This window comes from Streptomyces sp. NPDC002467 (genome assembly GCF_042889825.1).
Taxonomy (GTDB): Bacteria; Actinomycetota; Actinomycetes; order Streptomycetales; family Streptomycetaceae; genus Streptomyces.
In genome coordinates, this window is the sequence record NZ_JBIARJ010000018.1 from 191,778 (window position 1) to 208,887 (window position 17,110).

18 protein-coding genes and 1 pseudogene are annotated in these 17,110 nt (G+C 72.9%); 9 read left to right on the plus strand and 10 right to left on the minus strand.

The window, feature by feature from the left end; translation table 11 throughout:
- Positions 1-251 precede the first annotated feature (251 nt).
- Genes ACFYYJ_RS31700 through ACFYYJ_RS31710 form a run of 3 tightly spaced genes read right to left on the minus strand, consistent with a single transcriptional unit; the run spans position 252 to position 2,428 of the window.
- Entirely contained in the window at positions 252-761 is a 510-nt protein-coding gene (locus ACFYYJ_RS31700) for a hypothetical protein (protein WP_389137504.1), read from the minus strand.
- Between the two features lie 19 nt (positions 762-780).
- The gene (locus ACFYYJ_RS31705; protein ID WP_385133859.1) at positions 781-1,299 is read right to left on the minus strand and encodes a hypothetical protein; all 519 of its coding nucleotides are present in this window, start codon (positions 1,297-1,299) and stop codon (positions 781-783) included.
- A gap of 13 nt (positions 1,300-1,312) precedes the next feature.
- Positions 1,313-2,428 carry a magnesium and cobalt transport protein CorA gene (locus tag ACFYYJ_RS31710; RefSeq protein WP_385133861.1) on the minus strand — a complete coding sequence of 372 codons (1,116 nt, stop codon included), beginning with the start codon at positions 2,426-2,428 and terminating at the stop codon, positions 1,313-1,315.
- A 357-nt stretch (positions 2,429-2,785) separates the two neighbouring features.
- Between ACFYYJ_RS31710 and ACFYYJ_RS31715 the strand changes: the two genes are divergently transcribed.
- The 4 genes from ACFYYJ_RS31715 (at position 2,786) to ACFYYJ_RS31730 (ending at position 5,747) form a co-directional block, all read left to right on the plus strand.
- The gene (locus tag ACFYYJ_RS31715) at positions 2,786-3,370 is read left to right on the plus strand and encodes a suppressor of fused domain protein (protein WP_385133864.1); all 585 of its coding nucleotides are present in this window, start codon (positions 2,786-2,788) and stop codon (positions 3,368-3,370) included.
- A 71-nt stretch (positions 3,371-3,441) separates the two neighbouring features.
- Complete coding sequence (locus tag ACFYYJ_RS31720) at positions 3,442-4,086, plus strand: DUF6758 family protein (RefSeq protein WP_389137508.1); 645 nt, start codon at positions 3,442-3,444, stop codon at positions 4,084-4,086.
- An 88-nt stretch (positions 4,087-4,174) separates the two neighbouring features.
- Entirely contained in the window at positions 4,175-5,038 is an 864-nt protein-coding gene (locus ACFYYJ_RS31725) for a PHP domain-containing protein (RefSeq protein ID WP_385133869.1), read from the plus strand.
- A 103-nt stretch (positions 5,039-5,141) separates the two neighbouring features.
- The gene (locus ACFYYJ_RS31730) at positions 5,142-5,747 is read left to right on the plus strand and encodes a MarC family protein (protein WP_385133872.1); all 606 of its coding nucleotides are present in this window, start codon (positions 5,142-5,144) and stop codon (positions 5,745-5,747) included.
- Between the two features lie 105 nt (positions 5,748-5,852).
- Here the strand turns inward: ACFYYJ_RS31730 and ACFYYJ_RS31735 are convergent, their stop codons facing one another.
- The 3 genes from ACFYYJ_RS31735 to ACFYYJ_RS31745 all read right to left on the minus strand — a co-directional run bounded on the left by ACFYYJ_RS31735 (position 5,853) and on the right by ACFYYJ_RS31745 (position 9,141).
- Entirely contained in the window at positions 5,853-6,005 is a 153-nt protein-coding gene (locus ACFYYJ_RS31735) for a hypothetical protein (protein WP_385133875.1), read from the minus strand.
- A gap of 100 nt (positions 6,006-6,105) precedes the next feature.
- Positions 6,106-6,960 (minus strand): alpha/beta fold hydrolase, encoded by an 855-nt coding sequence (locus ACFYYJ_RS31740; protein ID WP_389137510.1) that lies wholly within the window; start codon positions 6,958-6,960, stop codon positions 6,106-6,108.
- Between the two features lie 108 nt (positions 6,961-7,068).
- Positions 7,069-9,141 carry a DEAD/DEAH box helicase gene (locus ACFYYJ_RS31745; protein WP_389137512.1) on the minus strand — a complete coding sequence of 691 codons (2,073 nt, stop codon included), beginning with the start codon at positions 9,139-9,141 and terminating at the stop codon, positions 7,069-7,071.
- Positions 9,142-9,589: 448 nt separating this feature from the next.
- On the opposite strand from ACFYYJ_RS31745, the gene ACFYYJ_RS31750 reads away from it, so the two are divergent.
- Positions 9,590-10,348 (plus strand): ferritin-like fold-containing protein, encoded by a 759-nt coding sequence (locus ACFYYJ_RS31750; RefSeq protein WP_385133884.1) that lies wholly within the window; start codon positions 9,590-9,592, stop codon positions 10,346-10,348.
- 91 nt (positions 10,349-10,439) lie between these two features.
- On the opposite strand, the gene ACFYYJ_RS31755 is transcribed toward ACFYYJ_RS31750, so the two are convergent.
- From ACFYYJ_RS31755 to ACFYYJ_RS31770, 4 genes are all read right to left on the minus strand, one after another.
- Positions 10,440-10,742, minus strand: a complete 303-nt coding sequence (locus ACFYYJ_RS31755; protein ID WP_385134254.1) for a hypothetical protein — start codon at positions 10,740-10,742, stop codon at positions 10,440-10,442.
- 128 nt (positions 10,743-10,870) lie between these two features.
- Positions 10,871-11,098 (minus strand): DUF3107 domain-containing protein, encoded by a 228-nt coding sequence (locus ACFYYJ_RS31760; protein ID WP_376662072.1) that lies wholly within the window; start codon positions 11,096-11,098, stop codon positions 10,871-10,873.
- Positions 11,099-11,236: 138 nt separating this feature from the next.
- The gene (locus ACFYYJ_RS31765) at positions 11,237-11,884 is read right to left on the minus strand and encodes a TetR/AcrR family transcriptional regulator (protein ID WP_376662071.1); all 648 of its coding nucleotides are present in this window, start codon (positions 11,882-11,884) and stop codon (positions 11,237-11,239) included.
- Between the two features lie 181 nt (positions 11,885-12,065).
- The gene (locus tag ACFYYJ_RS31770; protein WP_384594094.1) at positions 12,066-12,275 is read right to left on the minus strand and encodes a hypothetical protein; all 210 of its coding nucleotides are present in this window, start codon (positions 12,273-12,275) and stop codon (positions 12,066-12,068) included.
- 131 nt (positions 12,276-12,406) lie between these two features.
- Between ACFYYJ_RS31770 and ACFYYJ_RS31775 the strand changes: the two genes are divergently transcribed.
- The 4 genes and pseudogenes from ACFYYJ_RS31775 to ACFYYJ_RS31790 all read left to right on the plus strand — a co-directional run bounded on the left by ACFYYJ_RS31775 (position 12,407) and on the right by ACFYYJ_RS31790 (position 16,964).
- Entirely contained in the window at positions 12,407-13,375 is a 969-nt protein-coding gene (locus ACFYYJ_RS31775) for an alpha/beta fold hydrolase (RefSeq protein ID WP_385134256.1), read from the plus strand.
- A gap of 5 nt (positions 13,376-13,380) precedes the next feature.
- Positions 13,381-14,778, plus strand: a complete 1,398-nt coding sequence (locus tag ACFYYJ_RS31780) for a DUF3152 domain-containing protein (RefSeq protein ID WP_389137516.1) — start codon at positions 13,381-13,383, stop codon at positions 14,776-14,778.
- Positions 14,779-14,841: 63 nt separating this feature from the next.
- A pseudogene (locus tag ACFYYJ_RS31785) lies at positions 14,842-15,168 on the plus strand (ATP-binding cassette domain-containing protein); the annotation flags it as partial.
- Positions 15,169-15,350: 182 nt separating this feature from the next.
- Positions 15,351-16,964 (plus strand): DUF3492 domain-containing protein, encoded by a 1,614-nt coding sequence (locus tag ACFYYJ_RS31790; RefSeq protein WP_389137529.1) that lies wholly within the window; start codon positions 15,351-15,353, stop codon positions 16,962-16,964.
- Positions 16,965-17,110: the final 146 nt, after the last annotated feature.

A 17,110-nucleotide genomic window follows, 5' to 3' on the forward strand; every position in this document is an offset into this window, starting at 1 on the left:
GGCCGTCGGGGTCGGGCGCGCGCCGGGGCACCTCCTCGGGCGTCGAACGGGGAGCGGCAGCGGACATGCAAGACGTGGTGCGTTCGACGCCCTGAGGGGGCGCCCCGCCGCCCACCCGACCCCGACGGCGCGGGGGTGACAGGGGGCCGGTGATCCGCCGCGCAGTTGGTGCGGGCGGGGCCGGCCGCAGGGCACCCGGGTTCGGCGGCCCGGCGCGACGCCCGGTCCGCGGTGGCGGCCCCGCCGGGAGGCTACGGGCGGGGCTTGCGGCGCTTCAGGAGGAGTTTCGGGAGGTGCGCCGGCATCGGGCGGCGGGTGATGGCCGGGGAGGCCAGGGGGGCCGCGGCCAGGGAGCCCGACGGCAGGGCCCCGACGGCCTGCGGCTCCAGCCGCAGCAGCCGGCACTCCCGCGCCCACCGCTCCGTCATGTCCTCGGAGTCGGGCGCGTTCAGCCGCTTGCCCTTCAGCTCGGCGACCGCCGCCGCCCACTCCTCGCCGCGGGGCGCCAGTTCCCGTACGGTCGCGGTCCAGGCGACCAGCCGCCCGCCCTTGTCCTTGCTCCGCACCGTCACCTCGGCCGTGCCACCGTCCGCCAGGGTGGGGAAGGGCTGCTCGCCGGGGCCGTCGCCCAGCACGTGCGCGGCCCCGTCCACCCAGGCGTGCCACAGGGCGCGGTCCGCTCCGGCGCCGCGGACCCAGATCAGGCCGGACTTCTTGGTGGCCTCCTCGACGAGGGCCAGGTCGAGCGTGCTGAGAGTCATGCGCACAGAGTAGGGGAGGTCACACGGTCACGGCGGGGCGGGAGTCGCCCCGCCAGGCGGAGGCGAGCAGCAGTGCGCCCGGGGCGACCCCGGAGACCGCGGCCACCGTGGCGGCCGGGGCGCCGCCGATCGCCAGTGCCATTCCCGCCGCCCCGCACACGGACATCGCCGCGGCGAGGATCCGCAGTGGCGGCATGCGCCAGATGGAGGCCAGTGCGAAGAAGTGGACGCCGACGACCAGGGCGATCCAGCCCGCCGTGGCCCGCGGCTCGTCCAGCACGTTGGTGATGAGCGCCGCTCCGCCGAGGCCGGCGATGACCTCGGCGGCCACCACGTACCGGTAGTTCCGGCCGAAGGCCGCCCTCGGCGCGGGCTCGCCGGTGTCGCGGCGTATGGACAGGAAGAGGCCGAGGAAGGCGAGGACGGCGATCACGCGGAGGGGGGCGCCCAGTGCTTGTGGCAGGGCGCCCGCGTTGGCCTGGATGAAGGCCAGACCGAAGAGGCCACCGATGAGTCGCCCCAGCTGGTTCTTTTTCATGATCGTCAGAATTTCACAGCCAACCGTGCCGGTGCAGGGCCCGGTGGATGGTGAAGCAGCTGGCGACGATGGCGGCCATCACCATCGGGTAGCCGTACTTCCAGTGGAGTTCGGGCATGTGGTCGAAATTCATCCCGTACACCCCGCAGATCATCGTGGGCACGGCGATGATCGCCGCCCACGAGGTGATCTTGCGCATGTCCTCGTTCTGGGCGACGGTCGCCTGCGCGAGGTTGGCCTGGAGGATCGAGTTCAGCAGCTCGTCGAAGCCGACGACCTGCTCGTGGACGCGGGCGAGGTGGTCGGCGACGTCGCGGAAGTACTTCTGGATGTCCGGGTCGACCAGCCGCATCGGGCGCTCGCTGAGCAGCTCCATGGGCCGCAGCAGGGGCGACACCGCCCGCTTGAACTCCAGCACCTCGCGCTTGAGCTGGTAGATGCGGCCCGCGTCGCCGCCGCGGGTGACGCCCTTGGCGGGGGCGGCGAAGACGGCGCTCTCCACCTCGTCGATGTCGTCCTGGACGGCGGCCGCGACCGCGATGTAGCCGTCGACCACGTGGTCGGCGATGGAGTGCAGGACGGAGGAGGGGCCCTTGGAGAGGAGGTCCGGGTCGTCCTGGAGGCGGTGGCGCAGCCCCTTGAGGGAGCCCTGGCCGCCGTGCCGGACGGTGATGACGAAGTCGGGGCCGGTGAAGCACATCACCTCGCCGGTCTCCACCACCTCGCTGGTGGCGGTCAGTTCGGCGTGCTCCACGTAGTGGATCGTCTTGAAGACGGTGAAGAGGGTGTCGTCGTACCGCTCCAGCTTCGGCCGCTGGTGCGCGTGCACCGCGTCCTCCACGGCCAGCGGGTGCAGCCCGAAGGTGGCGGCGATCCCCGCGAACTCGGCCTCGGTCGGCTCGTGCAGGCCGATCCAGGCGAAACCGCCGTCCTCGCGGACCCGGCGGATCGCCTCACGGGGCGTCAGGCAGGCCGCTCCCTGGACGCGCCGGCCGTCGCGGTACACGGCGCAGTCGACGACCGCGCTACTGGCGGAGGGGTCGCGCGTGGTGTCGTAGCCCGGCTGGACGGGGGTGGACTTGCGGAGCGACGGACGGACGGCCGCACGCAGGTAGGGCAGCATCGACATGGCAGGCTCCTTCTCGCGCACGGCTGCGGACCGTACGGGTGGGAGACCTTCCGGGGGCGCGGGCGAGTGGGCCCGGGCAGGCGGAAGGAACAGGACGGGAGGACAAAGACGTTCTGCCGTCGCTCTTCTACTGATTCAGAGCGTCAGGGAAGCGGAAGAGCGGTTGGTACTGCACGATCGACTTCGGTCCATCGCAGCCCCACCTCCTCCGGCCGGTCCTCCGTGGAGGACGTCCTGTCGTTCAGGGCCTTGAAACAACGCTTCTGCGTGCGGCCCGAACCAGCTGTCAACACTATCAGCCGACTGATGGTCAAGACCCGCCCTTTACCCGGCTGATACGAGTTCTATGCTCGCTCCATGGCAGAAATTCTGGCCCTCGTCGAGGCCCGGCTGCGCACCGCGTTCGGTGAACCCGACGCCCGTGCCGCCGTCACCTTCCTGGGTACCGACCGCATCGAGGTGCTCCGCTTCGCCGAGGGAGACCTCGTGCGGTACGCGACCCTCGGGATGTCCGCGAACCCGATGACCGATCCGACCGACATGGTCGCCGACCCCGTACGCGGGCCGCGCGCCGAGCTCGTGCTGACCGTACGAGCAGGACTCGCGCCCACCGACAGACTGCTCCGGCCGCTCGCAGTGCTGGCGGCCTCCCCCCAGGTCGAGGGTCTGGTCGTGGCCCCCGGAGCCTCGCTCGACGTGGGCGAACCGCTCTGGGACGGGGCCGCCTTCAGCTCCGTGCTCGTGGCCGAACCCGGGGGCCTGGTGGAGGACCTGGAGCTCGACGAACCCATGGAGCCGGTCCGCTTCCTGCCGCTGCTTCCGATGACGGCGAACGAGGCCGCCTGGAAGCGCGTGCACGGCGCCGCGGCCCTCCAGGAGCGCTGGCTCGCCCGCGGCACGGACCTGCGGGACCCGCTCCGCAGCGCGGTCGCCCTGGACTGACCCCGTACCGGCGGCCCGGATGGGTGAGCCGGCCTTGACGGGCGGGCGGGCGGGGAGGAGCGTGGCTCTTTATGAGGGGTGAACCGAGTTGCCCGAAGTGCGGTGGCCGGGTCAGGGCGCCCGGACTCTTCTCCGACTCCTGGCAGTGCGCCGTGCACGGCACCGTCCACCCCCTGCAACCGGTCATCCCGCCCAGTGTGGAGGCCCTGGGCGTCGTGGTGCACCGGGCCAAGGTGCCGGTGTGGATGCCCTGGCCGCTGCCGGTGGGGTGGCTCTTCACCGGGGTCGCGTCCGCCGGTGACGACCGAAGCGGGGGCCGGGCGACGGCCGTGGCCTGCTCGGGACCCGGGCCGCTGGGCGGCATCGGCGAGCTGGTCCTGGTCGCGGAGGAGCTCGGAGTGGGCCTCGGCGCCCGGTACGCGGGGATCGACGGGCCCGACCCCGGCGCGCACATCGACGTATCGGCGCCGCCCCACGCCAAGGTCGTGGCCGCGGGCCGTCCCGCACCGCTGTGGCACCTGAGCAAGGCCCCCGACGACCGGGCGGTCTTCGCGGGCGAGGCGCGGGGCCTGTGGTTGTGGGCGATCGTGTGGCCGGAACAGACCGGCCTCCTGATGTACGACGAGCTCGTCCTCACCGACCTCCGCGACGCGGGAGCGGAGGTCGAGCTCCTTCCGTGCGGGGCCCTGAGCCCCCGCATCCTGGCACCGACCTAGGCCGGACCGAGGAGGTCTGGACCAGGGGGCCCTGCGGCGCGGTTATCCTGGAGTGTCCCCACGTCTGTACCAACCCTGGAGCCCGGCTGTGCGCATCGACCTGCACGCCCACTCCACGGCTTCCGATGGTACGGACACCCCCGCCGAGCTGGTGCGCAATGCCGCCGCCGCGGGACTCGACGTGGTCGCGCTGACCGACCACGACACCGTGGGCGGGTACGCCGAGGCGGTCGCCGCCGTACCCGCCGGGCTGACGCTGGTCACGGGCGCCGAGCTGTCCTGCCGCCTCGACGGGGTCGGGATGCACATGCTCGCGTACCTCTTCGACCCCGAGGAGCCCGAGCTCGCCCGTGAGCGCGAGCTCGTCCGGGACGACCGGACCCCCCGCGCGCAGACCATGGTCGGCAAGCTCCGGGACCTCGGCGTGGACGTCACCTGGGAGCAGGTGGCCCGGATCGCCGGTACCGGCTCGGTCGGCCGGCCGCACATCGCCACCGCCCTCGTCGAGCTGGGCGTCGTGCCCACCGTGTCGGACGCCTTCACGCCCGACTGGCTGGCCGACGGCGGCCGCGCGTACGCCGAGAAGCACGAGCTCGACCCCTTCGACGCCATCCGCCTGGTCAAGGCGGCCGGCGGGGTCACCGTCTTCGCGCACCCCCTCGCCGTCAAGCGCGGCGAGTGCGTGCCCGAGGCCGCGATCGCCGAGCTGGCGGCCGCCGGCCTGGACGGCATCGAGGTGGACCACATGGACCACGACGCCGACACCCGGGCCCGGCTGCGCGGCCTCGCGGCGGACCTCGGACTGCTGACCACCGGCTCCAGCGACTACCACGGCAGCCGCAAGACCTGCCGGCTCGGGGAGTACACGACCGACCCCGAGATCTACGGCGAGATCACGCGCCGCGCGACCGGGGCCTTCCCGGTGCCCGGCGCCGGCGGACGCGAGCGCTGACGGACGGGCCTCCGGCCTGCCCGCTCCACCCCTCCCGTACTTCCTTCCGCTCTTCTGCGCGATACCCCCATTTCGCGACACCCCTCACCTGCAAGGCATCACTGTGTTTGATTTCGCCGTCTTCGGATCCCTTTTTCTCACGCTTTTCGTGATCATGGACCCCCCGGGGATCACTCCGATCTTCCTCGCCCTGACCTCCGGGCGCCCCGCCAAGGTGCAGCGCCGCATGGCCTGGCAGGCGGTCTGCGTGGCCTTCGGCGTCATCGCCGTATTCGGTCTCTGCGGTCAGCAGATCCTGGACTATCTCCACGTCTCCGTCCCGGCGCTGATGATCGCCGGCGGTCTGCTGCTCCTGCTCATCGCCCTGGACCTGCTCACCGGCAAGAACGACGAGCCGAAGCAGACCAAGGACGTGAACGTGGCCCTCGTCCCGCTGGGCATGCCGCTGCTCGCCGGGCCCGGTGCGATCGTGTCCGTGATCCTCGCCGTGCAGAAGGCCGACGGGTTCGGCGGGCAGCTCTCCGTCTGGACCGCGATCGCCGCCATGCACGTCGTGCTGTGGCTGACGATGCGCTACTCGCTGGTGATCATCCGGGTCATCAAGGACGGCGGCGTGGTCCTCGTGACGCGCCTCGCCGGCATGATGCTCTCCGCGATCGCCGTCCAGCAGATCATCAACGGCGTGCTCCAGGTGGTCCACGGCGCCTGAGCCGAGGATCCGCCGACAGGCGTCGGGATCCGCCGAGGATCCGCGCACATGCGAACGCCCCCGCACCGTGATCGGTGCGGGGGCGTGAACGTATCGCGCGAAGCGTCAGTTGGACGCGCTCTCGGCCGGTCGGATCAGAATGCGCTGGCCGATGGCCGCGGCCTGCTGCACGATCCGGTTGACGGAGGACGCGTCCACGACGGTGCTGTCCACGGCGGTCCCGTCGACGTCGTCCAGGCGCAGAATCTCGAAGCGCACGGGGCTTCTCCCTTCGTCGGTTTTCTCCTTGCAGAGGTGTTAACGAAGAGTAAGCCGCAATCATTCCCTACGCTAAGGAAATTTTTTCACTTGCTAAGGACTAGTCGGTGCGCGAGTCCCAGAACCTGACCAGTGCACCCGCTGTGACCTGCGGATCCTCCGCATTGGGGGAGTGCTCGGTGTCCGGCACGATCACGCGTTCCGCCCCCAGCCGCCGCGCCATCTCGTCCATCAGCGGGACCGGCCAGGCGTAGTCCACGGCCCCGGACAGCACCAGCTTCGGCAGCGCCACCGCTGCCAGCTCCTCCACCCGGTCCGGCTCGGAGATCAGCACCCGGCCCGTGACGATCAGCTGCTCGGGCACGGTGGCCAACCACCGCCCGCGCAGGAACTCCGCCAGCTCGGGGGAGTCCGCCGGCGCGTCCTCGGGGTCCTGCGCCCGCATGGCCGCCCAGATCCCGGGCATGTCGTCGCCCATCGCCTCCAGCGCCGCGACCAGCAGCTTCGTACGCGCCTGCTGCTCCTCCGCGATCGCGGCCGGCCCGCTGCTCATCAAGGTCAGCGAGGCGAACGCCGACGGGTCGCGCAGCACCGCGGCGCGCGAGATCAGCCCGCCCAGCGAGTGCCCGACCAGGTGCACCGGGCCCGCTCCCAGCGCCGCGGCCTGCGCCAGGACGTCCCGCGCCAGCTCCTCCAGGGCGTACGCGGCCTCGTCGCGCGGACCGGGGGTCTCGTGCTGGCCGCGCCCGTCGACGCCGACCACCCGGTACCCGGCGGCGGCCAGCGGCTCCAGGAGACCGACGAAGTCCTCCTTGCTCCCCGTGAACCCGGGGACCAGCAGGGCGGTGCCGCGCACGGGCTCACCGGCCTCGTGCACGGCGAACGAGCCGCGTGCGGTGGCGAGGAGGCGCCCACGGGCGACGGACGGCAGGGTGAGGCGCGGCGGCTTGCTCATGGCCCGAGGTTACCGGCCCGTAGGGGGTGGAAGCGGCCCGGGTACGCCGACGGCCCCGGCCCCCTCGAAAGGGGACCGGGGCCGTCGGTGCGGTACGGAACCGGGTGCTCACGCCTCCGGCGCGGCCGCGACCTTGCGGGTGCGCGTGCGCTTCGGCTTGGCGGGAGCCTCCTCGGCCGGCGCGGCGGCCTCGGCGGCGACCGGAGCGGCCGCTGCCTTGCGGGTACGGGTCCGCTTCGGCTTGGCCGGGGCCTCCTCCGCCACTACGGCGGTCTCGGCGACGACCACTGCGGCGGCCGGGGCGGCCTCGGCGGTCTTGCGGGGGCGGGTACGGCGGGCCGGGGCCGGCTCCACGGGCGGGGCCATCTGGAAGTCCGGCTCGGGCGCGGCCGCAACGACCTTGCGGGGGCGGGTACGACGCGGCGCGACCGGGGCCTCCTCGACCACGGGGACCACGTCGGCCATGACCGACCTCTGGGTGGGCTTGCGCGTACGACGCGGCGCGACCGGAGCCTCCTCGGCGACCGGAGCCGGGGCCGGGGCCTCGACAACGGCGACCGCGGGGGCCTCGGCGACGGCCTTGCGGGTCCGGGTGCGCTTCGGCCTGGCCGGAGCCTCCTCCGCCACGGGGGCGGCGGCGACCGGAGCGGCCGCGGCGACCGGGGCCGCCTCGACGACCGGGGCCGCCTCGACGACCGGGGCGACCGGAGCGGCCTCCACGGCCTGGGCCGGCACCGTGCCCACACGGGTGCGGCGGCGGCGCGGCCTGCGCGGCTCGTCGGCGGCCGGAGCCGCCGGGGCCTGCGGGGCCTCGGCCACGGGAGCGGCGGCCGCGTCCTCGGCGCCGACCTCCGCACCACCACGGGTACGGCGACGCTGGCGCGGCGTACGGGTGCGCGCGGGGCGCTCCTCCGTCACGACGGCGGCTGCGGCCGGACCGCGACCGCCGCGGCCACCGCGGCCGCCGGTCTCGCCCAGGTCCTCCAGCTCCTCGGCCTTCAGGCCGGCCCGCGTGCGCTCGGCGCGCGGCAGGATGCCCTTGGTGCCGGCCGGGATGTTCAGCTCCTCGAACAGGTGCGGGGACGTGGAGTACGTCTCGACCGGGTCGTGGAAGTTCAGGTCCAGCGCCTTGTTGATCAGCTGCCAGCGGGGGATGTCGTCCCAGTCGACCAGCGTGACGGCGGTGCCCTTGTTGCCCGCGCGGCCGGTGCGGCCCACGCGGTGCAGGAAGGTCTTCTCGTCCTCCGGCGTCTGGTAGTTGATGACGTGGGTCACACCCTCGACATCGATACCGCGCGCGGCGACGTCGGTGCACACCAGCACGTCGACCTTGCCGTTGCGGAACGCGCGCAGCGCCTGCTCGCGAGCGCCCTGGCCCAGGTCGCCGTGGACGGCGCCCGAGGCGAAGCCGCGCTTCTCCAGCTGCTCGGCGATGTCCGCGGCCGTGCGCTTGGTACGGCAGAAGATCATGGCCAGCCCGCGGCCCTCGGCCTGCAGGATGCGGGAGACGAGCTCCGGCTTGTCCATGTTGTGCGCGCGGAAGACGTGCTGCGCGATGTTGGCGACGGTCGCGCCCTCGCCGTCCTCGGAGACGGCGCGGATGTGCGTCGGCTGCGACATGTACCGGCGGGCCAGGCCGATGACCGCGCCCGGCATGGTCGCCGAGAACAGCATCGTCTGACGCCGCGCGGGCAGCAGGTTCATGATCTTCTCGACGTCGGGCAGGAAGCCCAGGTCGAGCATCTCGTCGGCCTCGTCGAGGACGAGGGCCTTGACGTGGGACAGGTCGAGCTTGCGCTGCCCGGCCAGGTCCAGCAGGCGGCCCGGGGTGCCGACGATGACGTCGACGCCCTTCTTGAGCGCCTCGACCTGGGGCTCGTACGCGCGGCCGCCGTATATGGCGAGGACGCGGACGTTGCGGACCTTGCCAGCGGTGAGGAGGTCGTTGGTGACCTGGGTGCAGAGCTCGCGGGTCGGAACCACCACGAGGGCCTGCGGGGCGTCGGTCAGCTGGTCGGGCCTGGCCCGACCGGCCTCGACGTCCGCGGGGACGACGACCCGCTCCAGCAGCGGAAGGCCGAAACCGAGCGTCTTGCCGGTACCGGTCTTCGCCTGGCCGATGACGTCCGTGCCGGAAAGGGCGACGGGGAGGGTCATCTCCTGGATCGGGAAGGGGGACACGATGCCGACGGCCTCAAGGGCCTCGGCCGTCTCGGGATAGATCCCGAGGTCTCGGAACGTAGTCAGGGTGCTGCCTCTTCTGTGAGACGCGGCGCGAGGCGGCGAGGGGGGTCGTACCGTGCCGTGCTTGCAGTACTGCCACGTACGAAGCTGCGCGGGACCACTGGCCTTCGCTCAAGCGCATCTGCCGCTGAGGGGGCCCCTCGTTGGAGGCGGTACGCATGTGCGTACTCACCACGCCGAGGGCGGTCGGTTGGAGCCGATCGGGCCACCGACCGGGCATCCTCATTCGGATGCGCGCGCCGAGTATTCGGCAAGCGCATTACCACTGTACCCCGGATTCGCGCAGCTGTGTCGGGTGAATTCACCGGGTCGACGCGTTTAGGTGTCCCGACAGTGAGTAGGTGTGGTGACTTGGCGCGCCTTTCGGCGGGCTATTGTGCGGAGCATGTCGACCGTTGAAAACGCCTCGCCCGCCGACGACAGCACCCCCGCCGAAGCCGTGGGCATCGCCGCCCAGGACTGGGCGACGGCCTCCGCCTCGCCGCAGTACCGGGCCGCCGTCGTGGACCTGCTCGGCGCCCTCGCGTACGGCGAGCTCGCGGCCTTCGAGCGCCTCGCGGAGGACGCGAAGCTCGCGCCCACCCTCGACGACAAGGCCGAGCTCGCCGCCATGGCCTCCGCGGAGTTCCACCACTTCGAGCGCCTGCGCGACCGGCTCGCCGCCATCGAGGTCGAGCCCACCGCCGCCATGGAGCCCTTCGCGAAGGGCGTCGACGACTTCCACCGCCAGACCGCGCCGTCGGACTGGCTGGAGGGCCTGGTCAAGGCGTACGTCGGCGACTCGATCGCCAGCGACTTCTACCGCGAGGTCGCCAGCCACCTGGACACCGACACCCGCGCGCTCGTGCTCGGCGTGCTCGACGACACCGGCCACGGCAACTTCGCCGTCGAGAAGGTCCGCGCCGCGATCGATGCCGACCCGCGTTGCGGTGGCCGGCTCGCCCTGTGGGCCCGCCGACTGATGGGCGAGGCCCTCTCGCAGGCCCAGCGCGTGGTCGCCGAGCGCGACGCGCTGTCCACCATGCTGGTCGGGGGCGTCGACGGAATGGCGGCCGGCTTCGACCTCGCGGCCGTCGGCGAGATGTTCACCCGCATCACCAAGGCCCACACCAAGCGCATGGCGGCTCTGGGGCTCGCCGCCTGAGCGGTACCCGTACGAGACGGAGGCCCCGGCGCGCGTCACGGCGCTCCGGGGCCTCCGCCTCGTAGGGGGGCTTGCCGTACGGGATCAGTCGTCAGCCCCGCGTCGGGAGCGAAAACGGAGTCCCGTGGGGGTGCCTGCGGGGCCCTGCGGCCGGACGGAGCAGCAGCGACAGGACCACGGCCGAGACGAGCGCCGCGCCGACGAACGTCGCCGTGAGCGTGTTGTGCCCGGGACCCAGCGCGAAGTGCGTCAGATACGCCCCGAAGAGAGCCCCCAGCACTCCGCTGACCAGGACGATCCTCCGTGAGGGCAGCCGCTGCGCCAGCGCTCTCGCGGCTGTCGCGGAAAGGGCGAGGCCCAGCAGAGCAGAGCCGAGCGCTTCCATCAGCAGCATGGGTCCCTCCGAAACGTCGGGGCAAACCGGGTCACTGCCGTCCTACCCGAAGCGGAAGAAAGGGAAACGGCCCGATGGAATCAACCACCGGGCCGTTTCGCTCAGTTCTCCGTGCCTCCGGATACCCCTCAGAGGTTCCCGAAACCGACCTTGCGCGCGGTCGGCTCACCCAGGTCGACGTACGACAGGCGGTCGGACGGCACCAGGACCTTGCGACCCTTGGTGTCGCTGAGGCTCAGCAGCGGCTCGGTGCCGGACAGCGCGGCGGCGACGATGCGCTCCAGCTCCTCGGCGCTCAGGTCGCTCTCCAGCACGATCTCCCGGGGTGCGTGCTGCACGCCGATCTTGACCTCCACGGCTTTGTCCCTCCGACGGTCCGTTTCGCGCGATCAGCCGCGCCGTACGCGGTCCACATTAGCCCGGAGAGGGGACGCGGACTGCGCTGACCGGACACGCTCGCAGCGAACAGCGGCCGGTCAGCCCCGTCGGACCTCTCAGGCCCCCGCGCCCTCGGTGCCGTGCAGCGGGAAGCCGGCGATGCCGCGCCACGCGAGGGAGGTCAGCAGGCCGACCGCCGTGTCGCGGGCGACCGGGCTCTCACTGGAGAGCCAGTACCGCGCCACGACCTGCGAGACGCCGCCCAGGCCCACCGCGAGCAGCATCGACTCGTCCTTGGACAGTCCGGTGTCCTCGGCGATCACGTCGGAGATGGCCTCGGCGCACTGGAGCGAGACCCGGTCGACGCGCTCGCGCACCGCCGGCTCGTTCGTCAGGTCGGACTCGAAGACCAGACGGAAGGCGCCGCCCTCGTCCTCCACGTACGCGAAATAGGCGTCCATCGTCGCCGCCACGCGCAACTTGTTGTCCGTCGTCGACGCGAGTGCGCCGCGCACGGCCAGCAGCAGCGCCTCGCAGTGCTGGTCGAGGAGCGCCAGATAGAGGTCGAGCTTGCCCGGGAAGTGCTGGTACAGCACCGGCTTGCTCACCCCGGCGCGCTCGGCGATGTCGTCCATCGCCGCCGCGTGGTAACCCTGCGCGACGAAAACCTCCTGGGCCGCGCCCAGCAGCTGGTTGCGCCGGGCTCGGCGCGGCAGTCGCGTGCCCCGCGGACGCGCTGCCTCGGTCTGCTCGATGGCTGTCACGCCGCCTCCCACTTTCTCTATGAACACAGTGCGCTCTGCGCCGCGCCGCCATCGTACTTTTCGGTAACCGAATCTGGAGGGTCCAAGCCGAGTTTTCTCGCGGTACGGACCGGTCGGAGGCGCTGGTCAGCGGTCGGTCAGGGGTAGGTCCCAGGCCGGCGACCGGTCGGCCCGAGGGCGGTCAGCGGTAGTCGTCCTCGTCCAGCGGCACCACCCGCGCCTGCTCGGCGGCGTCACCGTCGGCGGCCTCGCCGGGCTCCCGGCCGCCCAGCGGGTCGTCCTCGCCCGGCTGCAATTCGGCCAGTTGTTCCGCCACGTCCGCCTCGGGCGCTTCCGCGTCCGGGAACTCGACCTCCCGGAAGGTGTCCGGTTCCGCAGGGTCGACAGTCATCCCGCTCCCCTCGCTTCCTTGGTTCACCTACGAGCCTAGGAGGATCGCGGATACCCCGCTATGCGGATTGCCACACTTCTGTGACCGCGAACACAGGAGGTCGAGCGTGATCGTCTCGTAACATTGCCCGCATGTCTTCCACGGAGCTGCCGGGCGTACGGTCCACCGCCGAGCCGTCGTCCCTGGTGGGAGCCGCCCCGGTGGCCGAAGGGGAGCGGTCGCGGACCGTCGTCCTGCCCGGTCTGGAGCTCAATTTCCGGGTGCGCCCCCCGCTGGGCACGGACCTCCCGCCCGCGCTGTTCGTCCACGGACTCGGCGGTTCCTCGCAGAACTGGTCGTCCCTCATGGGGCAGCTGGCGGACACCGTCGACGGCGAGGCCGTCGACCTCCCCGGCTTCGGCTGGTCCCCGCCACCCGCCGACCGGGACTACTCCGTCACCGGCTTCGCCCGCGCCGTCATCCGCCACCTCGACGCCGCCGGACGCGGCCCGGTGCACCTCTTCGGGAACTCCCTCGGCGGCGCCGTCTCCACCCGGGTCGCGGCCGTCCGGCCCGACCTCGTGCGCACCCTGACGCTGGTCTCGCCCGCCCTGCCCGAGCTGCGCGTGCAGAAGGGCGCCGTGCCGACGGCGCTCCTCGCCGTACCCGGGGTGGCGGCCCTCTTCAGTCGGCTCACCCGGGGACTGAGCGCCGAACAGCGCACCAGAGGAGTGACGGACCTCTGTTACGGAGACCCCTCCCGGGTGAGTCCCGAAGGCTTCCGGGACGCCGTCGCGGAGATGGAGCGGCGGATGCGGCTGCCGTACTTCTGGGACGCCATGACCAGGTCCTCCCGCGGGATCGTCGACGCCTACACCCTCGGCGGGCAGCACGGCTTGTGGCGCCAGGCGCAGCGGGTGCTCGCCCCGACCCTGCTCGTGTACGGCGGCAGGGACCAGTTGGTCTCGTACCGTATGGCGCGCAGGGCGGCCGCTTCCTTCCGCGGTTCGCGGCTGCTGACGCTGCCCGACGCGGGGCACGTGGCGATGATGGAGTACCCCGGGCTGGTGGCCGACGCCTTCCGGGAGCTCCTCCGGGACACCCAAGACGACGAGGGCTGAGGACCGTGGGACGACATAGTCGCAAGGCCTCCGCTCCTGCCCCCGTGCCGGATCCGGCGCCGGCCCCCGCGCCGGCGCACCCGGAACCGCAGCCCGGGTACGAGTACGAGTACGACGACCTCGCGTACGGATTCGACGCCTGGGAGCCGAGCGCGCGGCGCCGGCCCGAACCCACCGTCACCCACCAGGGGTACGTGCCCCAGGACGCGCGGGCCGGCGGACACCCCCAGCAGTACGAACACGGCGGCGCCTGGGGCGTCGGCCCCGGCCCGGATCCGGCGCCCGTGTACGGGGACTGGCGCGGGGTGCCGCGCGCCCGCGCCGCCGCGCCGACGGCCCTCCTCGACAGCGACACCCCGGCCTTCGGCACGCCCGCGGTGGGCTTCCCGCGGGTCACCCTCGCGCCGCCCGCGCCGATGCCCGCGCCCGCGCCGATGCCCGCGCCGATGCCCGCGCCCGCGCCGATGCCCGCGCCCGACCCGGTCACCTCCACCGGCTCGCACCGCAAGGTGCGCGTGCCCGGACCGCGCACACCCGTCGAGCCCGCCGTTCCCGAGGCCGAGCGCCCCGGCACAGGCCGCGGCCGGAAGGCGTGGGCGTACACCGGCATGGCCGCCGCGGCCGTCACCACCGCCCTCGCCGTCGTCGTCGCCGTCCAGATGACCTCGGACGGCGACGCCACGAAGCCGGACCCGCTCGCCGCCCCCGGAAAGGCCCCGGCCGACGCAGCCGGCGGCGCCAACAGCCCGACGGCCCACGCGCCCGCCGAGGCCGCCCCCGCGATCTCGGCCGCACCGGAGCTCACGTACGAGCAGAAGATGGCCCAGCAGCTGCCGATCGACGCGAAGCTCACCGGCCCCGGAACCTTCGACACGGTGCCCGGTGTCGCCAAGGCCCCCGGCAAGGGCAAGGTCGTGCGCTACCGCGTCGACGTCGAACAGGGCCTCGGCCTGGACCCGGCGCTGTTCGCCGAGGCCGTCCACCGCACCCTCAACGACGACCGGAGCTGGGGCCACGGCGGCGCGATGACCTTCGAGCGGGTTCCGGGCGGCGAAGCCGACTTCGTGATCACCCTCGCCAGCCCCGGGACCACCGGCAAGTGGTGCGCCAAGTCCGGGCTCGACACCACCATCGACAACGTCTCCTGCGACTCCGCCTCCACCGAGCGGGTCATGATCAACGCGTTCCGCTGGGCGCAGGGATCCGCCACGTACGGCCCCGAACAGATGCTCAGCTACCGCCAGATGCTCATCAACCACGAGGTCGGCCACCGGCTCGGACACGGGCACGTGAGCTGCAAGACACCCGGCTCGCTCGCCCCGATCATGCAGCAGCAGACCAAGTCCCTCGACATCGACGGAATCCAGTGCAAGCCCAACCCCTGGGTTTTCCCCGGGACTTGACCGATCGGTTCGGGCCGGGACTTGACCTGGCCGGACTTTCCGCGTTGCCCTCCGGAAACCCGCGGGATTCCTCGCCGCGCCCGGGCGTACGCCCGCCCGCGGGCGGGCCCGCGTGAATTCGGCGGCGGCATGCGGCAACGGGCGCTGATCGCGATGGCGTTGGCGTGCGAGCCGCGGCTGCTGATCGCGGACGAGCCGACTGCCGCGCTCGACGTCACCGTCCAGGCGCGGATCCCGGACCTGCTGCGCGAACCGCGCGAGGAGCGGGGGCTCGGGCTGCTGCCGGTCACCCACGACGTGGGGGTGGCGGCGGGCAGTGCCGGCGAGTCGGCATCGCGCGGGCCCTCGCGCCGCGGCGCCGGTCGGAGAGGAAGGCCGTCCACGCGTAGTGGCCCACGCTCTTCCTAGCGTGCTCGAACGCGAACCGAAGGGGAAAGTTACGACTCTTCACCCCTTCCGGTGGCGCGACGGACAACCGTCCGTCGCGCCTTCGGCATATCCGCTTGAGTTTTCCGCGGCGGGTCGCCAGACCGACGGCGACCGCCTGAAACGGGAGATCGGGGGTGCCACTCGTGCGGATCGGACTGCTCACGGAAGGTGGTTATCCGTATGCGACGGGCGAGGCCAGGCTGTGGTGCGACCGGCTCGTGCGGGGTCTCCCGCAGCACGAGTTCGAGCTGTACGCGCTGAGCCGCGACGCCGAGCAGGAGCGGGCGCGGGTCCCGCTCCCCGACCACGTCACCCTGGTCCGCACGGCCCCCCTGTGGGCCCCCGCGGACGACGGCCGGACGTACTCCCGGCGCGAGCGGCGCCGGTTCGCCGACTGCTTCAAGGAACTGGTCCGGGGCGTGTGCGCGGAGGAGCCCGGACCCTTCGCCGAGGGGCTGTACGGGCTCGCCGAACTCGGGCGCGACCAGGGCGGGTTGTACGCCGCACTGCGGTCCGAGTCCGCGGTGCGGCTGCTGGAGTCCGCCTGCCGGGCGCCCGGCGCGAGCCGCACCGTACAGGCGGTACAGGTGGTCGACCTGCTGGAGTCCGTCGACGAACTGGAGCGCATGCTGCGGCCGTTGTCCCTCGACTGGTACGAGGAGAACGGCGGGCTCGGGAGCCTCGGCGAGGTCGACGTCTGCCACGCGGCCGCGGGCGGGGTGGCCGCCATCCCCGGACTGCTGGCCAAACGCTTCTTCGGGGTCCCGCTCCTGGTCACCGAGTACGGGGTCCAGCTCCGCTCCCACTACCTGGAGCAGCGGCGGGCCTCCCGGCCCACCGTGCGGGCCCTGCTCGCCGCCTTCCACCTCCGGCTCGCCGGCGAGATCTACGCCCGGGCGGACCTCCTGACCCCCGGCAACGCGCACGCCCGGCGCTGGCAGGAGCGGTGCGGAGCCCCGCGGGAGCAGGTGCGGACGGTGTACCCGGGCATGGAGGCGGACCGATTCGCCACGGTCGGGGAGGCCGCGGACTGCGGGGACCCCGGGACCCTGGTGTGGGTGGGCCGCGTAGAGCCCGCGAAGGACCTCGTCGGGCTGCTGCACGCCTTCGCCGAGGTCCGCAGGGCCGAACCGGGGACCCGGCTGCGGATCTTCGCCACCGCCGTCGCCCCCGGCTACCTCGCCGACTGCCGCTCGCTGGCGGCGCAGCTCTTCCCCGACGAGGCCGCGGACGCCGTGACGGTGGGGGAGAACCCGGTGACGTTCGAGGAGATCGGCGGACCCGACGCCGCGTCCTCGGCGGAGGCGTACGGGGCGGGCCGGATCGCCGTCCTGTCCTCGGTGATCGAGGGCTTCCCGATCACCCTGGCCGAGGCGATGTTCAGCGGCCGGGCCACCGTGTCGACCGACGTGGGCGCGGTGTGCGAGGTCATCGGCGGCACCGGGCTCGTCGTACCGCCGCGCAATCCGCGGGCGCTGGCCGACGCGTGCCTGTCGCTGTTGCGGGACCCGGAACGGGCGCAGCGGCTGGGCGCCGCGGCTCGGGCGCGGGCGCTGGAGCTGTTCACCGTCGAGCAGAACGTGGGCGCCTTCCGCGACATCTACCTGTGGCTGCTGGCGCGGGGCGCCGGGGCGCGACCGGACGGAGAGGTGCCGTTCGCGCAGCCGGCGGAAGCGAGGGTCCCGGGCCACTGGACCAGCCCGACGTGGTCCGTCCCGAACCCGGCCCCGGCCTCGGCTCCGGAGGCGGCGGTATGACGATTTCAGCCTCGCCGGCGTTTGAGGCGCGGGGTCCGGGTCAGAGCCCCGGCGGCCCCGCCGCACCTGTGGTGCCGTCCTCCGGTGGGGGGTTCGGCGCGGCGCCGTCGCCGGGGGCGCTGCCCCCGGACCCCCGCGCCTCAAAC

Bases quoted from the DNA above. Each gene is read 5' to 3' on its own strand.
- ACFYYJ_RS31700 (WP_389137504.1), bottom strand. From the start codon at position 761: ATGACTCTCAGCACGCTCGACCTGGCCCTCGTCGAGGAGGCCACCAAG.
- ACFYYJ_RS31705 (WP_385133859.1), bottom strand. From the start codon at position 1,299: ATGAAAAAGAACCAGCTGGGGCGACTCATCGGTGGCCTCTTCGGTCTG.
- ACFYYJ_RS31710 (WP_385133861.1), bottom strand. From the start codon at position 2,428: ATGTCGATGCTGCCCTACCTGCGTGCGGCCGTCCGTCCGTCGCTCCGC.
- ACFYYJ_RS31715 (WP_385133864.1), top strand. From the start codon at position 2,786: ATGGCAGAAATTCTGGCCCTCGTCGAGGCCCGGCTGCGCACCGCGTTC.
- ACFYYJ_RS31720 (WP_389137508.1), top strand. From the start codon at position 3,442: ATGAGGGGTGAACCGAGTTGCCCGAAGTGCGGTGGCCGGGTCAGGGCG.
- ACFYYJ_RS31740 (WP_389137510.1), bottom strand. From the start codon at position 6,960: ATGAGCAAGCCGCCGCGCCTCACCCTGCCGTCCGTCGCCCGTGGGCGC.
- ACFYYJ_RS31750 (WP_385133884.1), top strand. From the start codon at position 9,590: ATGTCGACCGTTGAAAACGCCTCGCCCGCCGACGACAGCACCCCCGCC.
- ACFYYJ_RS31755 (WP_385134254.1), bottom strand. From the start codon at position 10,742: ATGCTGCTGATGGAAGCGCTCGGCTCTGCTCTGCTGGGCCTCGCCCTT.
- ACFYYJ_RS31770 (WP_384594094.1), bottom strand. From the start codon at position 12,275: ATGACTGTCGACCCTGCGGAACCGGACACCTTCCGGGAGGTCGAGTTC.
- ACFYYJ_RS31775 (WP_385134256.1), top strand. From the start codon at position 12,407: ATGTCTTCCACGGAGCTGCCGGGCGTACGGTCCACCGCCGAGCCGTCG.